Here is an 18,615-nt window from a genome sequence, read left to right as displayed (position 1 = left end):
CAAACAAAATCGAAAGGACCAGCCAACGCGCAACAAACAGTCCGGCGGGTGCTGGGCCGCGCATGAAAGGGTGCGCCGACAGTGCGACGGCGCACAAAAATTCCGGGCGAAATCGATGCCGTCGGAAGGCGTCAGCCGGCTTTCGAGCAGTTCGGCTTTGGCTCGCCCGGCAGCTTGCCGTCGGGATGGCCGGCGAGATCGGGATTGGCCGTGTAGAGCTGGTCGATGACCAGCGGCCGGTCGGGCAGGATGGACTGGTCTTCCGTCGACATCAGCGTGGTGTCGATGGTCTGCAGGACGGCACCGTCGGCGCCCTTGATGCTGATGGCGATGGCATAGGGCTTGTTCTTGACGACGCAGGTGAGCGCCGGGCTTTCCAGGCTCACCTTGTCGAGCTTCGGCCAGATCTTCTGTTCGACCACGAAGGGCGCGCCGCCGGCCGGATTCTGGAAACTGGCGACCGCCACTTGACCCTCGCCCATCGGCCGCAAGGGCCGCAGCGTCACGACATAAGTCGCCCTGGCGAGACGGTAATTGAAGATGAATATCTTGCCGGAAACCTCGAACAGCTTGCCCTCGCCGCCGGTATCGCGACAGGCGCCGAGTGCCATCGCCGCTACCAGCGCCACGCCAACAACGATCAAGCGGGAAAGAATTCTAGGCATTCCTGACCTCATTGGCCGCGATACGGCGACGGTAGTGACGGCTTGCCTTCTGCCGGTTGCCGCACACCGCCATGTCGCACCAAAGGCGGCTGGAATTGCGGCTTCTGTCGACGAACAGCCAGGTGCAGTTGGGGCAAATCCTGAGCCTCGCGACCGTGTCGCCGCGCAGCAGTGAAAGGGCTGAAACCGCCAGCGCCGCCTCGAAGGCGATCGGCGTCGCCGGATCGCCGAATGGCCGTCCCGGCGCCCCGATCTCGGTCCGGCCGGCGACCAGGCCGTCGGCGCAGGCCCGCAGGAATTCAGGCAGGTCGGCGGTGGCCACCGCGCCCTTCGAGACCGCGCCTCGAAACAGCCGGTCGGTCGTCTCGCGGATCGACAGCACGACGGGCGCGATTGCAGCCGGCGAGGACACCGCCAGCCGCCTGTCGCCAAGCTCGACGGCGCGAAAGCCGCTGGCCGCGTCGGCGAAGCGGGCGATTTCGACCGGATCGTCGAAGCGGTCGAACGTGCGCTCCGGATCGCCGCGCAGCACGACGGTGTTTGCCGTGTCGAGCGCAAGCAGGCCGCCGGCGAAGCGGTGCGGGGTCCAGGCGACTGTCATTCCGAAAATCTAACCGATAAATCGCATTTGACAAGTTAGATTCGGCGATGCAAACCTCAGATGCGCACGGTATGATCGCCTTTATCCGATCCGCTCCTGTCCGATCCGCTCTTGGGCGGGATGATTGTGGTGTTGTCGAGCATGCTCTATTTCTTCCAGCAGGTGCTGAACGGGCTGCATTCGGGCGCGCTTTATGCCCTGCTTGCCTTCGGCTACGTGCTGACTAACGGCATCCTGCACCGTACCAACCTCGCCTATGGGGCGCTGTTTGCCTTCTGCGGCCAGGCAATGATCCTGAGCGTCGCCTTCGGCTATCAGGTGCTGTGGCTGACGCTGCTGGCTTCGGTGCTGTTCGGCGTTGTCGCGGCGTTCCTCTATGCCGCGCTCATCAGCCATGTCCTGTCACGCAGCGTCTTTGAACCATTGGCCGACCGCTCGCCCAATGCCATCGTGGTGACGACTCTCGGCATCCTGATCATCCTGTCGGAAGCAAGCCGCATCGCGGCCGACACGCATGATCTGTGGCTGCCGCCGATGCTGGCCGAGCCCATCGTTTTCGCCGAAGGCTCCGGTTTCAAGGCGACGCTGACGCTGATCCAGGTGCTCGACTGCGTCGTGGTCCTGGCGGCGGTCGCACTCGCTACATGGGCGTTTGCCCACTCAAACTTCGGCCGGTGCTGGCGTGCCGTCTCCGACGACCCCAGGGCCGCCGCCCTGTGCGGCGTCGACGTGCGTGGCGTGTTTAGGCGCGCCGTGCTGTTCGGAGGCTTCTGCGCCGCGCTGGCCGGGGTCATGGCCAGTCTCTATTACGGCAATGTCAGCTTAGGTTCCGGCCTGGTCTACGGCCTGAAGATCCTGTTCGTGACGGCTGTCGGCGGCTATCTCTCGCCGCCAAGGGCCGCGCTGGGCGCGGCCGCTTTCGGCATGGCCGAATCACTGTGGGCGGGCTATTTCCCGGTCGAATGGCGCGATGCGTGGATGTATCTGTTCCTGGTGACCATGCTGATCCTGATCGGCGCCGGCCGCGACGCCGGCAAGGTCGTCTGAACCCATCAGACTTTGGTTGCATGACGTGTCGTCAGGCTGCGGTTTTCCACCGTGCCGCAAGAGCCGATGGCCTGCATCCTTCCTCCTCGTGTTGACCAACCGGGCCACGCACTGCATACGGTTGGGCCAGGCGGCGCGACGAAAAAAGGGGGATCGCGCGTCACCGCATCAGGGAGGAATGCATGGCAGGGCTTCTCGCTCTATCTAGAACGATCGATCGTATGAACGAGTTCATCGGCAAATCGGTATCCTGGCTGATCCTGCTGGCGATCCTGGTGAGTGCGGCCAACGCGGTCATCCGCAAGGTGTTCGACACGTCGTCGAACGCGTGGCTCGAGCTGCAATGGTACCTCTTCGGCGCCGCCTTCATGCTGGCCGCCGCCTATACGCTGAAACAGAACGAGCATATCCGCATCGATATCGTCTACGGCCTGTTTTCACGCCGCCTGCAGCACTGGATCGACCTCTTCGGCCACCTCTTCTTCCTGATGCCGTTCGTGACGCTGATGGTGTTCTATTTCGTGCCCTACGTATCGCTGTCGTTCCACAGCGGTGAAATGTCGACCAACGCCGGCGGCCTGATCGTGTGGCCGGCCAAGGCCATCCTGCTGGTCGGCTTTTTCCTGCTCGCGCTGCAGGGCATTTCCGAGATCATCAAGAAGATCGCCATCATGCGCGGCATCATTGACGATCCCAACCCGTTCATTTCCGTGCACGAACAGGCTGAACTCGAAGCCAAGGCGCTCGCTGAAGAAGCCAAGGCGCTCGCTGAAGAGGTGCGTTCGTGATGGAGTTCATCGCCCAGAACATGGCGCCGATCATGTTCGCCTCGCTGATCCTGTTCATGCTGATCGGCTATCCCGTTGCCTTTTCGCTCGCCGCCAACGGCCTGATGTTCTTCTTCATCGGCGTGCTTTTGACGCCCTATTCGGGGGGCGCGATCAATCTCGCCTGGCCGCTGCTCTATGCGCTGCCGGACAATTTCTACGGCAGCCGGGTGATGTCGAACGACACGCTGCTGGCCATTCCGTTCTTCACCTTCATGGGCATCGTGCTTGAGCGATCGGGCATGGCCGAGGACCTGCTCGACACCATCGGCCAGTTGTTCGGACCGATCCGCGGCGGCCTCGCCTATGCGGTGATCTTCGTCGGCGCGCTGCTGGCGGCGACCACCGGCGTGGTGGCGGCATCCGTCATTGCCATGGGGCTGATTTCGCTGCCAATCATGCTGCGCTATGGTTATGACCGCCGGGTCGCATCGGGCGTCATCGCAGCGTCGGGCACGCTCGCCCAGATCATTCCGCCATCGCTGGTGCTGATCGTTCTCGCCGACCAGCTCGGCCGCTCTGTGGGCGACATGTATGCCGGCGCCCTGATCCCCGGCCTGGTGCTGACCGGCCTATACACGCTCTACATCGTGATCATGTCGATCGTCCGGCCAAAGTCGATGCCGGCGCTGCCGCTCGAGGCGCGGACACTTGGCCATGGCGTGGTGTCCTTGCTGATCGCGTTGATAGCGGCCGTGGCCATCGCTTACGCGGCCTACCGTTACCTAGTGCCAGCTCATGGCGACAATGCCGACATTCTCGGCGCGGCCGTCGGCGTTATCTTCATCTACGTCGTCGCGATTCTCGACCGCGGCCTGAACATCAACATGATGTCGCGGCTGGCGCAGCAGGTCGTGATCGTGCTGATCCCGCCGCTGGCGCTGATCTTCCTGGTGCTCGGCACCATCTTCCTCGGCATCGCCACCCCAACCGAGGGCGGCGCCATGGGCGCGGTCGGCGCACTGGCGATGGCGGCGATGAAGGGCCGGCTGTCGATGGACGTGATCAAGCAGGCACTGGCCTCGACGACGCGGCTGTCGTCCTTCGTGCTGTTCATCCTGATCGGCGCGCGGGTGTTCTCGCTGACCTTCTACGGCGTCAACGGCCAGATCTGGGTCGAGCACCTCTTGACCTCGCTGCCGGGCGGCGAAGTCGGCTTCCTGATCGGCGTCAACATCCTCGTCTTCTTCCTCGCGTTTTTCCTCGATTTCTTCGAACTCGCCTTCATCATCGTGCCGCTGCTGGCGCCGGCCGCCGACAAGCTCGGCATCGACCTGATCTGGTTCGGCGTGCTTCTGGGCATCAACATGCAGACCAGTTTCATGCATCCGCCGTTCGGTTTCGCGCTGTTCTACCTGCGCTCGGTCGCCTCGCGCGTGCCCTATCTCGATCGCTTGACCGGCAAGAAGATCGCGCCGGTGACGACGGGCCAGATCTATTGGGGCGCGGTGCCGTTCGTCTGCATCCAGGTCATCATGATCGGCCTGACCATCGCCTTCCCGCAAATGGTGATGCGCTACAAGGGCGCGGCCGTCGATTCCGGCACGATCGACTACAAGGTGCCGGAAATGCCCAGCCTGTCGCCGCTTGGCAGGCCGGAAAATGGCGGCGCGCCTGCCAATGGCGGTGGCGAACCGGCGGCGCCCGGCACGCCCGACCTGTCGCAACCGCCAAATTTCGGCGATACGCCGCCGGCCAAGCCGGCGACGCCGACGCCGGACCTGTCGCAGCCGCCGAATTTCAATTGAGATCGGAGGGGAAGACGCCATGAAAGCCGTGCGGCTGGAGAGAGTGGGCAGCATCGCGCTGCGCGAGGTCGCCAAGCCGGCCCCCGGTCCGGACGAGCTTCTGGTGCGGATCGAGGCCTGCGGTGTCTGCGGCACCGACCGGCATCTTTTTCACGGCGAGTTTCCCTGCAGGCCGCCGGTGACGCCGGGGCACGAATTCTCCGGCATCATCGAGGCGATTGGCACCGCCGTCTCAGGCTTTGCTGTCGGTGATCGGGTCACTGGCGATCCCAACATCGCCTGTGGACGCTGCGGCCACTGCCATGCCGGCCGCGTCAATCTGTGCAGCAATCTCACCGCCATCGGCATCCACCGCGACGGCGGCTTTGCCGATTATGTGGTGATGCCGCAGAAACAGGCCTTTATCCTTCCCGCGGATATGAAGCCGACACATGGCGCTTTCTGCGAGCCGCTCGGCTGCTGCCTGCACGGCGTCGACCTTGCCGAGATCAAGCCAGGCAGTTCGGTTGTCGTGCTCGGCGGCGGTGTCATCGGCCTGCTCACCGTTCAACTGGCGCGGCTTGCCGGGGCCACCACCATCATCCTGTCGACAAGGCAAGCCTCGCGGCGCGCGCTTGCCAGGGAACTCGGTGCGACGGCGACGGTCGACCCCACAGCCGCCGATGTGATCGATACCATCGCCGGTCCGACCGGCCTGATGCCAGACGGCGTCGACGTCGTGTTCGAATGCGCCGGTGTGCGCGAGACCGTCGAGCAGTCGATGCGGCTGGCAAGGGCCGGCGGCACCGTCGTCATCGTCGGCGTGACGCCGCAAGGCATGAAGGCGGAATTCGAGCCCTTCGACCTGTTGTTCCGGGAGCTGAAGGTGCTGGGCTCGTTCCTCAACCCCTACACACACCGCCGCGCCGCCGCGCTCATCGCGTCGGGCGCCATCGAGATCGACCAGCTGATCTCCAGGCAAGTCACGCTCGAAGAGGCGCCGGCGGTGATCGCCAACGCGCCGGCTCCAGGCGAAGTGAAGGTGCTGGCGGTGCCGGGTTTGGGCTGAGGCGCGGGCTTCGGGCGTCTGGCAATTGCCGTCGCCGTTGAGCAAGGAAAAGCCCCGGGACAGAAGAGCCCCGGGGCTTTCGAACAAATAAAGTGCGATCGCCTACAGCTTGCTGTTGCGCTGCTGGACCATCATGAAGGTGTCGTAGTTGTATTCGGCCACCTGCGCCCAGAGATAGTGCTCCTTGCGGAAGCCTTTGATCGATTCCCAGATCTTCTTGAACGGCGCGTTCGAGGTTTCCATTTCGGCATAGACCTCGTTGGCCTTCTCGAAGCACGCGGCCATGATCTCCTGGCTGAACGGACGCAGTTTCGCCCCGCCGGCCACCAGCCGCTTCACCGCCGGAGGGTTCACGTAGTCGTATTTCTGCAGCATGTTGGCATCGGCGGCCTGGGCGCACGTGCGCAGCAGCGATTTGTAGGTCGGCGAAAGCTCGTCGTATTTTGCCTTGTTGAACATCAGGTGGACGGTCGGGCCGCCCTCCCACCAGCCTGGATAGTAGTAATAGGGCGCGACCTTGTAGAAGCCGAGCTTCTCGTCGTCATAGGGACCGACCCATTCAGCGGCGTCGATAGTGCCCTTTTCCAGCGCCGGGTAGATGTCGCCGCCGGCGATCTGCTGCGGCACGACGCCGAGCTTCTGCACCACTTTGCCGGCAAAGCCGCCGATGCGCATCTTGAGGCCGGAGAGGTCGGCGACGGTGTTGATCTCCTTGCGGAACCAGCCACCCATCTGCACGCCGGTGTTGCCGCCCGGCAGGCCGAACAGACCTTGCGTGGCGAGGAACTCATTGAACAGGTCGATGCCGCCGCCATGGTAGTGCCACGCATTCATGCCGCGCGCGTTGAGCGAGAAGGGCACCGCCGCACCCAGCGCCCATGTCGGATCCTTGCCCCAGTAATAATATGCCACCGTGTGGCAGGCCTCGACCGTGCCGGCCGTGGTGGCGTCGGCGGCCTGCAGGCCGGGAACGAGTTCGCCCGCGGCAAAGACCTGGATCTGGAAATTGCCGTCGGTGGCTTCAGACAGCATCTTGGAGAACACTTCGGCCCCGCCATAGATGGTGTCGAGCGACTTCGGGAAGGAGGACGCCAGCCGCCATGTCACCTTGGTATTGGACTGGGCTATTGCCGGTGCGGCGAGCGTGGCCGCTGCCGCGGCTGCGCCCACGCCGGTGACGCCGGCCTTGCGGATGAATGAACGACGATCCATGCAGTTCCTCCCTTTTGGATCAACAGACCGACGTTCGGGAAATCCTCGGCCCCCGCATCGGTTCGCACGAAACAATACACGGGCAAGGAGTCGAGTCCAGCACCGCGGCCGGATTTGGTGGCGAAGCCGCGCGATCCTGCAACTATAGTCTAACAGGCGGTTTCCTGGCCCATGCGGCACGCCGAAACTTGGCTGGAAAAATGCCCGGGGATCGCTTATTTTAAAGGCAGGACATCCCTTGCCAGATGGAAAACAGACCCAAAATGCAGCAGCCGCTCGTCGCCATATCGACCGACGTCCGTCAATTCGACAACTACACCTGGCATGCCGCGCCCCAACAATATCTGGAAGCAGCAATCGTAGGTGCCGGCGTTTTCCCCTTGCTCGTGCCTTCGTTCGGCGACCGGCTGGACTTCGACGAACTCCTGTCGTCGGTCGACGGCGTCATGCTGACCGGCTCGAAATCCAATGTCGATCCCTCACTCTATGGCGGCGATGCCAGCGAAGCCAATGGCCCCTATGACACCGCGCGCGACTCCACGACGCTGCCGCTGATCCGCAAGGCGATCGAGCGCGGCGTGCCGCTGCTTGCCATCTGCCGTGGCATCCAGGAGCTGAACGTGGCGCTTGGCGGCACGCTGGGCACCGAGATCCAGGAGCGCGAGGGGTCGCTGGACCACCGCGCGGCGGTGAGCGACAAACAGGATGAGCGCTTCGCCATTCACCAGACCATTTCGATCAAGCCAGGCAGTTGCCTCGCCGGCGTGTTCGGCGCGGGCGACATCAAGGTCAATTCCTTGCATCGCCAGGCGATCGACCGGTTGGGCTCGAAGCTCGAGATCGAGGCTGTCGCCGCCGACGGCACGGTCGAAGCGGTTTCGGTCAAGGGCGCGCGCGCCTTCGCCGTCGGCGTCCAGTGGCATCCCGAATACTGGGTCAAATCGGACAGCAATTCCGCCAAGATTTTTCGCGCTTTCGGTGATGCGGTGCGTTTGCACGCGGCGGCGAAAGCCGGCGCACGGGCCGCGGCTGAGTAGTCAGTTTCCGCGCTTCAAGCCACCGTCTGATGCCAGCGACAGCAACGGCAGCGCCGGGGCGTAGGATTCGTAGCCGTTGCCGTCAGCCACGGCGAAGGTGACGATCGGATCTATGCCGTTGGCGCTGAAGGCGACCGTTCCGTCGTTTTGCTCGCGCCAGAATTTCGCCTGCTCGAGGCCCGGCAGGAGCCGTCGGCAATTCGGAGCCACGGTCAACAGCGACAAGCCACCCGAGACCGAGGCGCCGCGCGTGACCGCGCAGGCCCCCTCATCGCCATTGGCCACCAGCCTGTAGGTGTTGGACGGCGTGGCCTCTTCGCCGACGGTTTCAACACCGCCGGCATGAAACAGCTGAACGCCGCCGAACAAGGCAGCGGCCCCGATCAAGGTGGAAAGCGTCTTCATCCTGATCTTCACCCACGCGTACACAGGATGAAGAATGATTTCAAAGGGTTAAGCAGACGTTAATAAATATGGCGAAGCCGGGCGCTCAGCTGTGCGCCCGCACATGCGCCGTCTCGGGCACCGGTGTCAGCGGCCGGCGTTCGCTGAACCACGACACCAGATTGTCGACGCACAGATCGGCCATGGCGCGGCGCGTGTGCTCCGAGGCCGAGCCGACATGCGGCAACAGAGAGGTGTTTGGCAAGTCGAGCAACGCCTTGGGGACATTCGGCTCGTCGGCGAAGACATCGAGCCCGGCTGCGGCGATGGTGCCGTCGGCGAGAGCGGCCGCGAGGGCCGCCTCGTCGACGGTGCTGCCGCGGCCGATGTTGACGAAGACGCCGTTCGCGCCGAGCGCCGACAGGATTTCGGCATTGACCGCTTTCTGTGTCGATGCACCGCCGGGCGCCACCGAAATCAGCGTGTCGACTGCCTCGGCCAAGCCCTTCAGCGTCGCGTGATATTGGTAGGCAAGACCTTCGAGACGACGCCGATTGTGATAGGCGACCGGCAGTCCGAACGCCTCCAGCCGCCGTGCAATGGCCTGGCCGATGCGGCCCATGCCGAAAATGCCGACACGGCGCGCGCGCAAGGTCAGCCGGCTCAGCGGATAGTTGCCCTTGCGCACCCAGCTGCCGTCACGCAGCCAGGTCTCGGCGCGCGGCAGGTCGCGGATTGTGTTGATCAGCAGGCCGATCGCGGTGTCGGCGACCTCCTCGGTCAGGACGTCGGGCGTGTTGGTGACCATGATGTTCTTCGCCGCCGCATGGTGGACGTCGACCGAATCATAGCCGACGCCGAAGGAGGCGATGAGTTCGAGATTGGGCAACGCATCCATCATCGCCGCACTGATGCCGGCAAAGGATGCGATGCCACGCACGGCGCGGCGCATCTCCTCGGTGACCAGCGCGGGATCGGCGCGCTCGATGCCGACGCGCCTGAAGGTCCGTTGGATACGCCCGACGGCGTGATCGCTGAAATCCGCCGGCACCAAAATGGCAACGGCTTGCAGATCCTTGGCCCTGGTCATGCGCGCTCCACCGGCTTGCCGGTCGACTGGCGCACATGCAGTTCCGGCTTGATCAATTCCTGCGAGGGCCGCACCGTCTGCCCGTTGAGCTTGTCGAGCAGCGCGCTGGCGGCGCGGCGACCGACCTCGCGCTGGCCATTCCAGACGGTGGTCAGCGCCGGTGTTGCGATCGCCGCCTCCTCGAGATCGTCATAGCCGGTGACGGAGATGTCGATGCCCGGCACCAGGCCGGCGCGCGCTATGCCGTTCATCAGGCCGATGGCGACGAGGTCGTTCCAGCAGCAGGCGGCGGTCGGTCTGTCCTTCAGCGCCAGGAACTGCCCGGCCGCCTCGAAGCCGGCTTGCTTGGTGCGCGGGCCGGCAATGCGCCAGGACGGTCTGACTTCAAGCCCCGCCGCCTCCATGGCATTGACATAGCCCTGGTAGCGATCACGCCCGGTCGAGGTCTGGTCGGTGCCGCCAATCATGGCGATGCGCTTGTGGCCGAGCGAGATCAGGTGGTTGGTGGCGAGGCCCGTGCCATAGGCATCGTCACCGCGAAACACCGGCACGTCGGCGCCCTCCACGGTGCGTGCGATCAGCACCGCCGGCAAGCCGTTGTCCTCGGCCATGACGATATCTGATGCGGGCGTGCCGATGGCCGGCGACATGATGACGCCGTCGGCGCCGAGCTGCAGCAGCGTATCGATGAAGGTGCGCTGCTTTTCGAGCTGATCATAATGATTGGACAGGATGAAGGTTTGCCGGCTGCGATCGAGCTCGCTCTCGATCGAGCGCAGGATCTCGGCGAAGAACGGGTTCATTATGTCGTGCACGACGACACCGACAATGCCCGAGCGCGAGGTGCGCAGACTGGCGGCGCGGCGGTTGTAGATATAGCCGATGGCGCGGGCGTGTTCCTTGATGCGGTCGCGCGTCGAGCCGGCGACCAGCGGACTGTCGCGCAGCGCCAGCGAAACCGTGGCCGTGGACACGCCGAGCGCATCCGCGATCGTCGACAGCTTGATCTTCTGTGCCAGGCTTTCGCTCCCCGTCGTTTTTTAAACTGTTTAAGGGCGGCCTTATGCCATCGATCGGGGCCAAATCAAAGTTTTTTTGCCAGCGCTTCGGCCTCGACATCCGAGGCCGCGCGGCTGCGGAGCCGAAGCCGGTGTTCGCGATGGACGATGTAGAGGCCGCTGGCGACGATGATGGCGGCGCCGACCAGCGTCCAGCGGTCGGGGAACTGCTTGAAGACAAGCCAGCCGGAAATGATCATCCACACCATCTGCGAATAGGGATAGGGCGCCAGCGCCGTGGTCGTCGCCAGCCGATAGGCCTGCACCAGCAGCCAATGGCCGACGCCGCCGAACACACCAAGCATGAGCAGGACGAACCAGTGCCACCCATCGTGCGGCAAGGAGAAGGAGAACGGCAGCATGGGTAAAAGCAGCACCGCCGGCGCCAGCGCCGAGAACAGGATCAGGCTTTCCGACGTCTCGGTCGCCGACATGCGGCGCGTCATGATGACATAGAAGCAGTTCGACAGCATCGAGCCGAGCGCGAAGAGATGTCCGACGCCGAAAACACCGACACCCGGCCTCGTGATGATCAAGACCCCGGCGAAAGCGGCCAGGATCGCCAGCCAACGCCGCCAGCCGGCCCATTCGCCCAGCAGCGGGCCGGCAAGCGCGGTGATCACCATCGGCCCGAAGAAATAGATCGATGTCGTCTCGGCCAGTTGCAGGGAGCGCAGCGCCAGGACGTTGAACATGGTCGAGCCGAACAGGAAGGCGCCGCGTATCACATGCGCGGGCAAGTTGACCGGGCGAAACCGCACCGGCTCGCGCCAGCCGCGCAGCAGCGCCCCGACCAGCACGACATGCACGGCAAAGCGCACCCAGGCGACGATCAGGACGGAGACGCCTGCAAGGACGAGATATTTGCTGCTGGTGTCGAGGAAGGTAAAAAAGACATAGGTCGTCAGCATGCACAGGATCGCCACCGGCGGCGTCGCGCTTTCTGCATCTCTTTGGGAAGGATTCACGTGCAGGCCGGGGGAAAAGCTGGGCTGGAGCCCACCTTTTGCGGGAATTGTCGCTTGCCGGCAAGCCAAAAGCGTCTGGCACAACAAGACGCCTGGACAGGCTTAGCCTCTTCCGGCATTTCACGGCCCAAACCGCCATCCGATCAGGTCAAGTCTGAGTGCAGGCTCCATGGTCTTTTTTGTTGATCGACGTCGAAGCATGCCGACTTGACGACATGCACCTTTCCGCCTAGCCGTGATGCCATGAACATCGCAATGATTTTCATCGTGGTAAGCGAGCGCATGGGCAGGATGGTGTAACCATCGGGCGAAAGCACCCATGCGCGGTAAGCAGGCTCCTGACGGGGCCTTTTTTTATGCCCGGAATTCGGGCCGCCCCGTCAGACCCTCACTTCAATCCCACTGACCAGGCGAACGAGATCATGGCGAGCGATAACCCCGTTCCGAGTCCGAGCACGGACACAATCAGGAAAACGATATTCTCCGAACCGGCGGCTCCACCCCGACTAATCACTCTTATCTTGCTTTCAGCTCTTGCAGTGTTGCCGGTGAACATGATCTTGCCGTCGCTGCCGAACATTGCCGCAACGTTCCAAGCTGATTTCGCATTGGTCAATCTGTCGATTGCCGGCTTTGCGATCATCACCGCCCTCATAGAGGCCGTCGGAGGCGTAATATCGGACCGATTTGGGCGAAGGCTGGTCGTCTTGGCATCTCTCTCGATCTTCGTCGCCGCGTCCATCGGCTGCGCCCTGGCCCCCAACATCGGCATTTTTCTTCTGTTTCGCGCTATGCAAGCGTGCATTGGCCCCTGTTACTCGGTCGCTCTGGTCATCATCAAAGAGACATCAGGTGAGCGCGAAGCCGCCAGCAAATTTGGTTATCTCGCCATGGGGTGGGCGCTCGCACCAATGGTCGGTCCTTTGTTTGGCGGGTCCCTGGACGAACTGTTCGGATGGCGGTCAAGCTTCATTGTCTTCGCGATCCTCGGCGCGGCCGCCTTGGCCTTGTCCATGCGCGAGATCAGGAGAACGGCCACCCCATTGTCGAGATCCAATGGGAACTGCGTTGCCTCATATGGACTGCTCCTCCGGTCAGCGCGGTTTTGGGCCTACACCCTGTGCATGGCCTGCTCGATGGGCGTGCTTTATGTGTTCCTGGGAGGAGCGCCATTGATCGTCGGTGATGCGCTCGGTGGATCAAGCATGAAGCTCGGCTTTTGCATGGGATTAGTCCCGACCGGCTTCATTCTCGGCAGCTATTTGGCCGGGCGTTACGCCTCGAAGATCTCGCTGAGCGCCACACTTGTTTTTGCACGCCTCCTGACCTGCGCGGGTCTGCTGGTCGGCCTGGTCCTGTCAAGCTTTGGCACCACGCACGTTCTGGCCCTCTTTGGGCCTTGCGTGTTCATCGGTGTCGGCAACGGGTTGACCATGCCCGCCGCCAACAGCGGCGCATTGTCGGTACAGCCGGATCTGGTTGGCACCGCCGCAGGACTGGCCGCCGCCGTGAGGATCGGCGGCGGGGCACTCATCGCCTCCATCGCCGGCCCGTTTCTTACAGATTCAGCTCCAGCGCTTTTTTCCATGATGCTGGTGTCGGCGATATTCGCATTGCTGGCGGCACTGTATGCCGCTCTTCTCGATCGTCGGCAGCCAGCCGATTGAGTTTGTGAGTTTGCCTCTATGCATGCATGCGGGCACCCTTGGTGATCTTGTCGACGACCTTCTTGTCGGCGCGCAGCGCGATGCCGACCACCTTGGCGTCTTCGGGCGCGAATTCGGCAAAGACGGCGCGATTGGCGGCGTCGAAGCCGGTCGAAAACATCTCCTCGACATAGAGCGAGGTGGTGACGCCGCGTTCCAGCGCACGCCGGTGGATCGCACCAAGCGCCGCATGGTCGGCCGAGAGCACGATGACCGGCTGGATCGACAGGGGATTGTAAAGATTGTCGGCGCGGTCGCGATAGGGCTCGCCGATGATGTCGGGGAATTGCGCGACGACGCCGCTGGTCAGGAAGGCGGTGACGTTGAGTTTCTGCCAAACGGGCAAGTCTTCCCGCAGTACGATTGCAAATTTCGTATCGAACATGAGAAAATGCGCCATTCGAGGTTAGGGCCCCGTATTGCGAGGCTGAAGGAGACGATGTCGTTCGAACTAGACCGTCAGGCCTTCGAGGGTCTTGGACGTTTGTGCGCCGATGCCGCTGAAAGCTGCATCATCTCCGCTACCGACCCTGCGGGGATGGAGCGCATCGAGGCGCGGTTTCACGGCAGCGCCTTCGATCCGCATCGCCACGACACCTATGCGATCGGGGTGACGCTGCGCGGCGTGCAGACCTTTCGCTATCGAGGTGCCGCGCGGCACAGCCTGCCAGGCCAGATCATCGTGCTGCATCCGGACGAATTGCACGATGGCGGCGCGGGCACCGAGGAAGGCCTGCGCTACAGAATGCTCTATCTCGAGCCGTCACTGATGCTCGACTGTCTCGGCGGCACAGCGCTGCCGTTCGTCAGCGACGGCGTGGTGAGCGACGATGCCTTCCGCGCGACGCTGCTTTCGGCGCTTGGGCCATTGGAGCAGGAACTCGACGAGCTATTCGTCGACGACTTCCTGGCTCAACTGATGCAAAGCCTCGCCCGGCATGCCGGTCAGCCGGCAAAGGCACTAGCCGGGACGGCGTGGCGAGCGGTGACACTGGCGCGTGAATATCTCTCGGAAAACCTCGACCGGCCCGTGCGTTCGGACGAGTTGGAAGCCATCACGGGTCTCGACCGCTATGCCCTGTCGAGACATTTCCGCGCGGCCTTCTCGACCAGTCCGCATCGTTTCCTGGTGATGCGCCGGCTTCAGAGCGCGCGCAGGATGATCGCCGCCGGCGAGCCCTTGGCACAGATCGCGATCGAGGCCGGCTTCAGCGACCAGAGCCATTTCAACAGGCAATTCAAGAAAGCGTTCGGCGTGACACCGGGACGCTGGTCGTCCTTGATCCACGGAGCTACCGCGGCGGCTTGATAGCCGAAGAGATCATTCGTCCGCCTCGGCGTCGTCGTCGATCAGCACCAATTCCTCGTTGGAGAGGTTGGCCTCGATACGGGCGAGCAGCTTGAACAGCGCCTTCTGGTCTTTCTTGTCGAGGCCCTTCAGCGCCTGCTTTTCGGTCTTCTTCACCGACTTCTCGATAGCACGGATGGTTTCACGGCCGATATCGGTGAGGAAGATATGGGCCTGGCGGGCATCGGAGTTCGACGCGCGTTTTTCCAGAAAACCCTGTGCCTGCAGCCGGTTGATGGTCTTGGTGATGGTCGGCGGACGCACGCCGAGACGCCCGGCAAGGTTGCCCGGTGTCTGGCCGTCCTCGCGGTCCAGCGACAGCATAATCTGGTCCTGGCCGGCGTAGAACCCGTGCGCCAGAAGCCGTGCCGCCAGCGCGGTCCTTGCCAGCCTTGCCGCCGAATGCAGCCGGCTCATCGTTGCAGTCTTGTCCGCCTTGGCCATGGTCATCCCTCTTCGGCCGTACCGGTGCGCACAGCATAGACGCAGCCGGCCGGTTGGCAATCGACGATCGAAAAAATTCCGGCATCCGAAACAGCTTTGCCGGCAAGCATTTGCGGTGTCCGCCGTGGTGATGCCAGATGTTTATTTCAGTTAGATGACAAACGAGTTTCGCGTGCAGGACATTCGGACCAACCGCTGCGTGACCCGGCAGCCCGGGCAAGGCGCCCCCCTGATCATTCGCGCGGCGGCGACCGCCTTTCGCGGCCACGATGTCAGAACGAATCCCAGCCGTTAAATTTGGCCCATGGTTTGCCCCGTGCAAAAGCCCGGCGCACATCCTATATGGAGCCGACAATCCCTTTCGCGGCCTGGATTTCAGGGCCCAGTTATTTCGAGGCAAGCCATGAGCGACGCACAGACGCAGATTCCCGTAACCGTTCTTACCGGCTATCTCGGCGCCGGCAAGACGACGCTGCTCAACCGCATCCTGTCGGAGACCCACGGCAAGCGTTACGCCGTGATCGTCAACGAATTTGGCGAGATCGGCATCGACAACGAGCTGATCGTGGAATCCGACGAGGAAATCTACGAGATGAACAATGGCTGCGTCTGCTGCACGGTGCGCGGCGACCTGATCCGCGTCGTCGAGGGCCTGATGCGCCGGCCCGGCCGCTTCGACGCCATCGTCGTCGAGACCACCGGGCTCGCCGATCCGGTACCGGTGGCGCAGACCTTCTTCATGGATGACGACGTGCGCTCCAAGACCAAGCTCGATGCCGTGGTGGCGCTGGTCGACGCCAAGCATTTGCCGCTGCGGCTCAAGGATTCCAAGGAAGCCGAGGACCAGATCGCCTTCGCCGACGTCGTGGTGCTCAACAAGACCGACCTTGTGACCCCGGAAGAACTCGCCAAGGTCGAGGCGACGATCCGCGCCATCAATCCGGCGGCCAGGATCCATCGTACGACCCGCGCCGGTGTCGAGCTGTCGGAAGTGCTCGACCGCGGCGCCTTCGACCTGTCCCGGGCATTGGAAAACGATCCGCATTTCCTCGAGTCGCATGACGATCATGATCACCATGACCATGATCATGATCATCACGACCATGATGGCCACGATCACCACCATCATGATCATGATGGGCATGACCATCACGCGCATCCTTCCGACATCCATGACGTGACGGTGCAGTCGGTGTCGCTGCGCGGCGGCGAGATGGACCCGAAGAAATTCTTCCCTTGGATCGAGAAGATCACCCAGATGGAAGGTCCCAACATCCTGCGACTGAAAGGCATTATCGCGCTCAAGGGCGATGATGAGCGCTATGTCATCCAGGGCGTGCACATGATCATCGAAGGCGACCACCAGCGCGCCTGGAAGGACGGCGAGAAGCACGAAAGCCGGCTGGTGTTCATCGGCCGCGAACTCGACGCCGAGCGGCTGAGGAAGAGTTTCGAGGCCTGCCAAGCCTCGTAGGGCTGTATTGAAGGGCTCTCGAGATTGACTATGGATCCATGTACACATATCATGTGTACATGGATCCGAGGAGATTTCCGATGCCCAGGTCGGCCGACAACAAAACGGAGCGCTATCAAATCCGCATCGCGCCTGCGCAGAAGGCGATGATCGCGCGCGCTGCCGCGCTATCTCATCAGGACGTTACCGACTTCATTCTCAACAAGGTGGTTCCGGAAGCACAGGCCGTAATCGAAGCAGCCGAGGTTGCGAAAGTGTCCGACCGCGATTTCACACGTATACTCGATCTGCTGGAGAACCCGCCGAAACCCAATGCCAAGCTCCGAGCAGCGATCGCAGCCTTGCCGGATACTCTGTGACGCTTCCCGCCTGGCACGAGGAGCCGATTGCGAAACGCCATGATCGGGCCTCGTTCGATTGCGGCGATGCGCAGATGAACGATTTTCTGCGGCGGTTCGCGCGGCAAAGCCACGAACAAAATGCCGCCAAGACTTTCTGTGCGATCGACGACACGGCTTTGGAGCGGATCTTTGGCTTCTATACGATCGCGCCGTCAGCCATTGCTCATGAAACCGTGCCGGAGACGATGACGAGAGGCTTGGCGCGGCACGAGGTTTCCGGCTTCAAGCTTGCCCGGCTGGCGACCGACCGCAGCGTCGCCAGGCAAGGACTCGGAGGTCAACTGCTTGCCGCCGCCGCGTTGCGCTGCTTGCGACTTGCTGGCGAAGGCGGCGGCATCCTGCTCATCATCGATGCCAAGAGCGAGCGGGCCGCAAGATGGTATGCCAGCTACGGGGCCGAGCGTCTCGATGGATCGGATCTGACCTTGGTGATGCCATTGGCGACGTTCGCAACCGATCTGCGGGCGAAGGGGCTGCTTTGATGACAGCCTCTCGCCATCTGATCTGCCGGTTGCCGGAACCGCAAACGTCGAGTAAGCCGCCTCTGTAATCTCATTCAGTTGAAAAAAGACAATCATGCCCACAGTCGCCCCGCTTGATCTCGAAGGCCATTGCGTTACCGCCGTCTTCCTTGGCGATGTGCCGCATTTCGCGCTGGCCGATGGTGCCGTCCATCGGCTCGACAATGGCCACAAGACTGTGCAGGCCAATGATGGGCTGCTCGCGGCTTTCCATGACGCGGCCAACGACCGGCTGATCACCGGCGGCGAGGACGGCAAGGTGTTTGCCGTCAAAGCCGGCGGCGAGACCCAGGAGGTGGCGAGCGCCGGCAAGAAATGGATCACCAGCGTTGCCGCCGGGCCGCAAGGGGCCGTCGCCTATGCCACGGGCAAGACCGCTTTCGTGCGCTTCGCCGATGGCAAGACCCGGGAATTTGCCCATCCGCGCTCGGTCGAGGGGCTGGCGTTCTCGCCCAAGGGCATGCGCTTCGGCGTTGCCCGCTACAATGGCGCGACGCTGCATTTCCCGGCCGCCGAAGGCAAGCCGGTGGAACTCGAATGGGCGGGCGCCCACACCGGCATCACCTTCTCGCCGGACGGCGCCTTTCTGGTCACCACCATGCAGGAAAACGCCCTGCATGGCTGGAAACTCGCCGACGGCAAGCACATGCGCATGAGCGGCTATCCCGGCAAGGTTAAAAGCCTGTCGTGGAGCGTGAAAGGCAAGTGGCTGGCCAGTTCCGGCGCGCCGGCGGCGATCGTCTGGCCGTTTTCGGCTAAGGACGGGCCGATGGGCAAGGCGCCGCTGGAACTCGGCACGCGCGGCAACGCCATGGTGACGGCGGTCGCTTGCCACCCGAGCCAGGATGTCGTCGCCGTCGGCTATGACGACGGCATGGTCATGGCCGTGCGCTTTTCCGACGCCAAGGAAGTGCTTTTGCGGCGCCCGGGCAAAGGCGCCATCACCGCGATGATGTGGGACAAGGAAGAACGCCGCGTCGCCTTCGGCAGTGCCGCCGGCGACTGCGGCGTCATCGACATCACTGCGTAGTTTCGA

General features: G+C 63.1%; 20 protein-coding genes. 11 read left to right on the top strand and 9 right to left on the bottom strand.

Annotated elements, in window-relative coordinates; translation table 11 throughout:
* Positions 1–131: 131 nt before the first annotated feature.
* A complete protein-coding gene (locus FJ960_RS20535; RefSeq protein WP_140506716.1) occupies positions 132–677 on the bottom strand; it encodes a hypothetical protein in 546 nt (181 codons plus the stop codon).
* Positions 658–1,266 carry a CGNR zinc finger domain-containing protein gene (locus tag FJ960_RS20530; protein ID WP_140716385.1) on the bottom strand — a complete coding sequence of 203 codons (609 nt, stop codon included), beginning with the start codon at positions 1,264–1,266 and terminating at the stop codon, positions 658–660. The genes FJ960_RS20535 and FJ960_RS20530 overlap by 20 nt, the downstream gene beginning before the upstream one ends.
* Positions 1,267–1,407: 141 nt before the next feature.
* On the opposite strand from FJ960_RS20530, the gene FJ960_RS20525 reads away from it, so the two are divergent.
* From FJ960_RS20525 to FJ960_RS20510, 4 genes are all read left to right on the top strand, one after another.
* A complete protein-coding gene (locus FJ960_RS20525; RefSeq protein WP_140716420.1) occupies positions 1,408–2,313 on the top strand; it encodes a branched-chain amino acid ABC transporter permease in 906 nt (301 codons plus the stop codon).
* 182 nt (positions 2,314–2,495) lie between these two features.
* Positions 2,496–3,101 carry a TRAP transporter small permease subunit gene (locus FJ960_RS20520; RefSeq protein ID WP_140716383.1) on the top strand — a complete coding sequence of 202 codons (606 nt, stop codon included), beginning with the start codon at positions 2,496–2,498 and terminating at the stop codon, positions 3,099–3,101.
* Positions 3,101–4,888, top strand: a complete 1,788-nt coding sequence (locus FJ960_RS20515; RefSeq protein ID WP_140716418.1) for a TRAP transporter large permease subunit — start codon at positions 3,101–3,103, stop codon at positions 4,886–4,888. Before FJ960_RS20520 ends, FJ960_RS20515 begins: the two co-directional genes overlap by 1 nt.
* A 19-nt stretch (positions 4,889–4,907) precedes the next feature.
* Positions 4,908–5,936: a zinc-dependent alcohol dehydrogenase family protein gene (locus tag FJ960_RS20510; RefSeq protein WP_140716381.1), complete on the top strand. Its 1,029-nt coding sequence runs from the start codon at positions 4,908–4,910 to the stop codon at positions 5,934–5,936.
* 102 nt (positions 5,937–6,038) lie between these two features.
* Here the strand turns inward: FJ960_RS20510 and FJ960_RS20505 are convergent, their stop codons facing one another.
* Complete coding sequence (locus FJ960_RS20505) at positions 6,039–7,148, bottom strand: TRAP transporter substrate-binding protein (protein WP_140716379.1); 1,110 nt, start codon at positions 7,146–7,148, stop codon at positions 6,039–6,041.
* 263 nt (positions 7,149–7,411) lie between these two features.
* Between FJ960_RS20505 and FJ960_RS20500 the strand changes: the two genes are divergently transcribed.
* On the top strand, positions 7,412–8,185 hold the full coding sequence (locus FJ960_RS20500) for a gamma-glutamyl-gamma-aminobutyrate hydrolase family protein (RefSeq protein ID WP_140506725.1): 774 nt from the start codon (positions 7,412–7,414) through the stop codon (positions 8,183–8,185).
* Here the strand turns inward: FJ960_RS20500 and FJ960_RS20495 are convergent, their stop codons facing one another.
* From FJ960_RS20495 to FJ960_RS20480, 4 genes are all read right to left on the bottom strand, one after another.
* Entirely contained in the window at positions 8,186–8,590 is a 405-nt protein-coding gene (locus tag FJ960_RS20495) for a hypothetical protein (protein WP_140716378.1), read from the bottom strand.
* Between the two features lie 85 nt (positions 8,591–8,675).
* Positions 8,676–9,659, bottom strand: a complete 984-nt coding sequence (locus FJ960_RS20490; protein ID WP_140716376.1) for a 2-hydroxyacid dehydrogenase — start codon at positions 9,657–9,659, stop codon at positions 8,676–8,678.
* On the bottom strand, positions 9,656–10,678 hold the full coding sequence (locus tag FJ960_RS20485) for a LacI family DNA-binding transcriptional regulator (protein ID WP_140506730.1): 1,023 nt from the start codon (positions 10,676–10,678) through the stop codon (positions 9,656–9,658). Before FJ960_RS20485 ends, FJ960_RS20490 begins: the two co-directional genes overlap by 4 nt.
* Before the next feature lie 65 nt (positions 10,679–10,743).
* Positions 10,744–11,628, bottom strand: a complete 885-nt coding sequence (locus tag FJ960_RS20480) for a DMT family transporter (RefSeq protein ID WP_181165949.1) — start codon at positions 11,626–11,628, stop codon at positions 10,744–10,746.
* A 479-nt stretch (positions 11,629–12,107) separates the two neighbouring features.
* Between FJ960_RS20480 and FJ960_RS20470 the strand changes: the two genes are divergently transcribed.
* The gene (locus FJ960_RS20470; protein WP_140716374.1) at positions 12,108–13,352 is read left to right on the top strand and encodes an MFS transporter; all 1,245 of its coding nucleotides are present in this window, start codon (positions 12,108–12,110) and stop codon (positions 13,350–13,352) included.
* 16 nt (positions 13,353–13,368) lie between these two features.
* On the opposite strand, the gene FJ960_RS20465 is transcribed toward FJ960_RS20470, so the two are convergent.
* Complete coding sequence (locus FJ960_RS20465; RefSeq protein WP_140506737.1) at positions 13,369–13,776, bottom strand: DUF2000 family protein; 408 nt, start codon at positions 13,774–13,776, stop codon at positions 13,369–13,371.
* Positions 13,777–13,830: 54 nt separating this feature from the next.
* Between FJ960_RS20465 and FJ960_RS20460 the strand changes: the two genes are divergently transcribed.
* Positions 13,831–14,700, top strand: coding sequence for an AraC family transcriptional regulator (locus FJ960_RS20460; RefSeq protein WP_140716372.1), 870 nt, complete (start codon positions 13,831–13,833; stop codon positions 14,698–14,700).
* Between the two features lie 12 nt (positions 14,701–14,712).
* Here FJ960_RS20460 and FJ960_RS20455 read toward each other — a convergent pair whose 3' ends face one another.
* Positions 14,713–15,183 (bottom strand): MarR family transcriptional regulator, encoded by a 471-nt coding sequence (locus FJ960_RS20455; protein ID WP_140506741.1) that lies wholly within the window; start codon positions 15,181–15,183, stop codon positions 14,713–14,715.
* A gap of 403 nt (positions 15,184–15,586) precedes the next feature.
* Between FJ960_RS20455 and FJ960_RS20450 the strand changes: the two genes are divergently transcribed.
* From FJ960_RS20450 to FJ960_RS20435, 4 genes are all read left to right on the top strand, one after another.
* Entirely contained in the window at positions 15,587–16,657 is a 1,071-nt protein-coding gene (locus FJ960_RS20450) for a GTP-binding protein (RefSeq protein ID WP_140716370.1), read from the top strand.
* Positions 16,658–16,737: 80 nt separating this feature from the next.
* Entirely contained in the window at positions 16,738–17,016 is a 279-nt protein-coding gene (locus FJ960_RS20445) for a DUF1778 domain-containing protein (protein WP_027142795.1), read from the top strand.
* Positions 17,013–17,540 (top strand): GNAT family N-acetyltransferase, encoded by a 528-nt coding sequence (locus tag FJ960_RS20440; protein ID WP_140716368.1) that lies wholly within the window; start codon positions 17,013–17,015, stop codon positions 17,538–17,540. The genes FJ960_RS20445 and FJ960_RS20440 overlap by 4 nt, the downstream gene beginning before the upstream one ends.
* Positions 17,541–17,634: 94 nt before the next feature.
* Complete coding sequence (locus FJ960_RS20435; RefSeq protein ID WP_140716366.1) at positions 17,635–18,609, top strand: WD40 repeat domain-containing protein; 975 nt, start codon at positions 17,635–17,637, stop codon at positions 18,607–18,609.
* Positions 18,610–18,615 lie beyond the last annotated feature (6 nt).

The organism is Mesorhizobium sp. B2-3-11, from assembly GCF_006442215.1.
In the GTDB taxonomy this organism is placed as follows: Bacteria; Pseudomonadota; Alphaproteobacteria; order Rhizobiales; family Rhizobiaceae; genus Mesorhizobium; species Mesorhizobium salmacidum.
Note: the sequence above shows the minus strand (reverse complement) of the source record. Positions and strands in the feature narration are given on the sequence as shown.

Bases quoted from the DNA above. Each gene is read 5' to 3' on its own strand.
- FJ960_RS20535 (WP_140506716.1), bottom strand. From the start codon at position 677: ATGAGGTCAGGAATGCCTAGAATTCTTTCCCGCTTGATCGTTGTTGGC.
- FJ960_RS20530 (WP_140716385.1), bottom strand. From the start codon at position 1,266: ATGACAGTCGCCTGGACCCCGCACCGCTTCGCCGGCGGCCTGCTTGCG.
- FJ960_RS20525 (WP_140716420.1), top strand. From the start codon at position 1,408: ATGCTCTATTTCTTCCAGCAGGTGCTGAACGGGCTGCATTCGGGCGCG.
- FJ960_RS20520 (WP_140716383.1), top strand. From the start codon at position 2,496: ATGGCAGGGCTTCTCGCTCTATCTAGAACGATCGATCGTATGAACGAG.
- FJ960_RS20515 (WP_140716418.1), top strand. From the start codon at position 3,101: ATGGAGTTCATCGCCCAGAACATGGCGCCGATCATGTTCGCCTCGCTG.
- FJ960_RS20510 (WP_140716381.1), top strand. From the start codon at position 4,908: ATGAAAGCCGTGCGGCTGGAGAGAGTGGGCAGCATCGCGCTGCGCGAG.
- FJ960_RS20505 (WP_140716379.1), bottom strand. From the start codon at position 7,148: ATGGATCGTCGTTCATTCATCCGCAAGGCCGGCGTCACCGGCGTGGGC.
- FJ960_RS20500 (WP_140506725.1), top strand. From the start codon at position 7,412: ATGCAGCAGCCGCTCGTCGCCATATCGACCGACGTCCGTCAATTCGAC.
- FJ960_RS20495 (WP_140716378.1), bottom strand. From the start codon at position 8,590: ATGAAGACGCTTTCCACCTTGATCGGGGCCGCTGCCTTGTTCGGCGGC.
- FJ960_RS20490 (WP_140716376.1), bottom strand. From the start codon at position 9,659: ATGACCAGGGCCAAGGATCTGCAAGCCGTTGCCATTTTGGTGCCGGCG.
- FJ960_RS20480 (WP_181165949.1), bottom strand. From the start codon at position 11,628: ATGCTGACGACCTATGTCTTTTTTACCTTCCTCGACACCAGCAGCAAA.
- FJ960_RS20470 (WP_140716374.1), top strand. From the start codon at position 12,108: ATGGCGAGCGATAACCCCGTTCCGAGTCCGAGCACGGACACAATCAGG.
- FJ960_RS20465 (WP_140506737.1), bottom strand. From the start codon at position 13,776: ATGTTCGATACGAAATTTGCAATCGTACTGCGGGAAGACTTGCCCGTT.
- FJ960_RS20460 (WP_140716372.1), top strand. From the start codon at position 13,831: ATGTCGTTCGAACTAGACCGTCAGGCCTTCGAGGGTCTTGGACGTTTG.
- FJ960_RS20455 (WP_140506741.1), bottom strand. From the start codon at position 15,183: ATGGCCAAGGCGGACAAGACTGCAACGATGAGCCGGCTGCATTCGGCG.
- FJ960_RS20450 (WP_140716370.1), top strand. From the start codon at position 15,587: ATGAGCGACGCACAGACGCAGATTCCCGTAACCGTTCTTACCGGCTAT.
- FJ960_RS20445 (WP_027142795.1), top strand. From the start codon at position 16,738: ATGCCCAGGTCGGCCGACAACAAAACGGAGCGCTATCAAATCCGCATC.
- FJ960_RS20435 (WP_140716366.1), top strand. From the start codon at position 17,635: ATGCCCACAGTCGCCCCGCTTGATCTCGAAGGCCATTGCGTTACCGCC.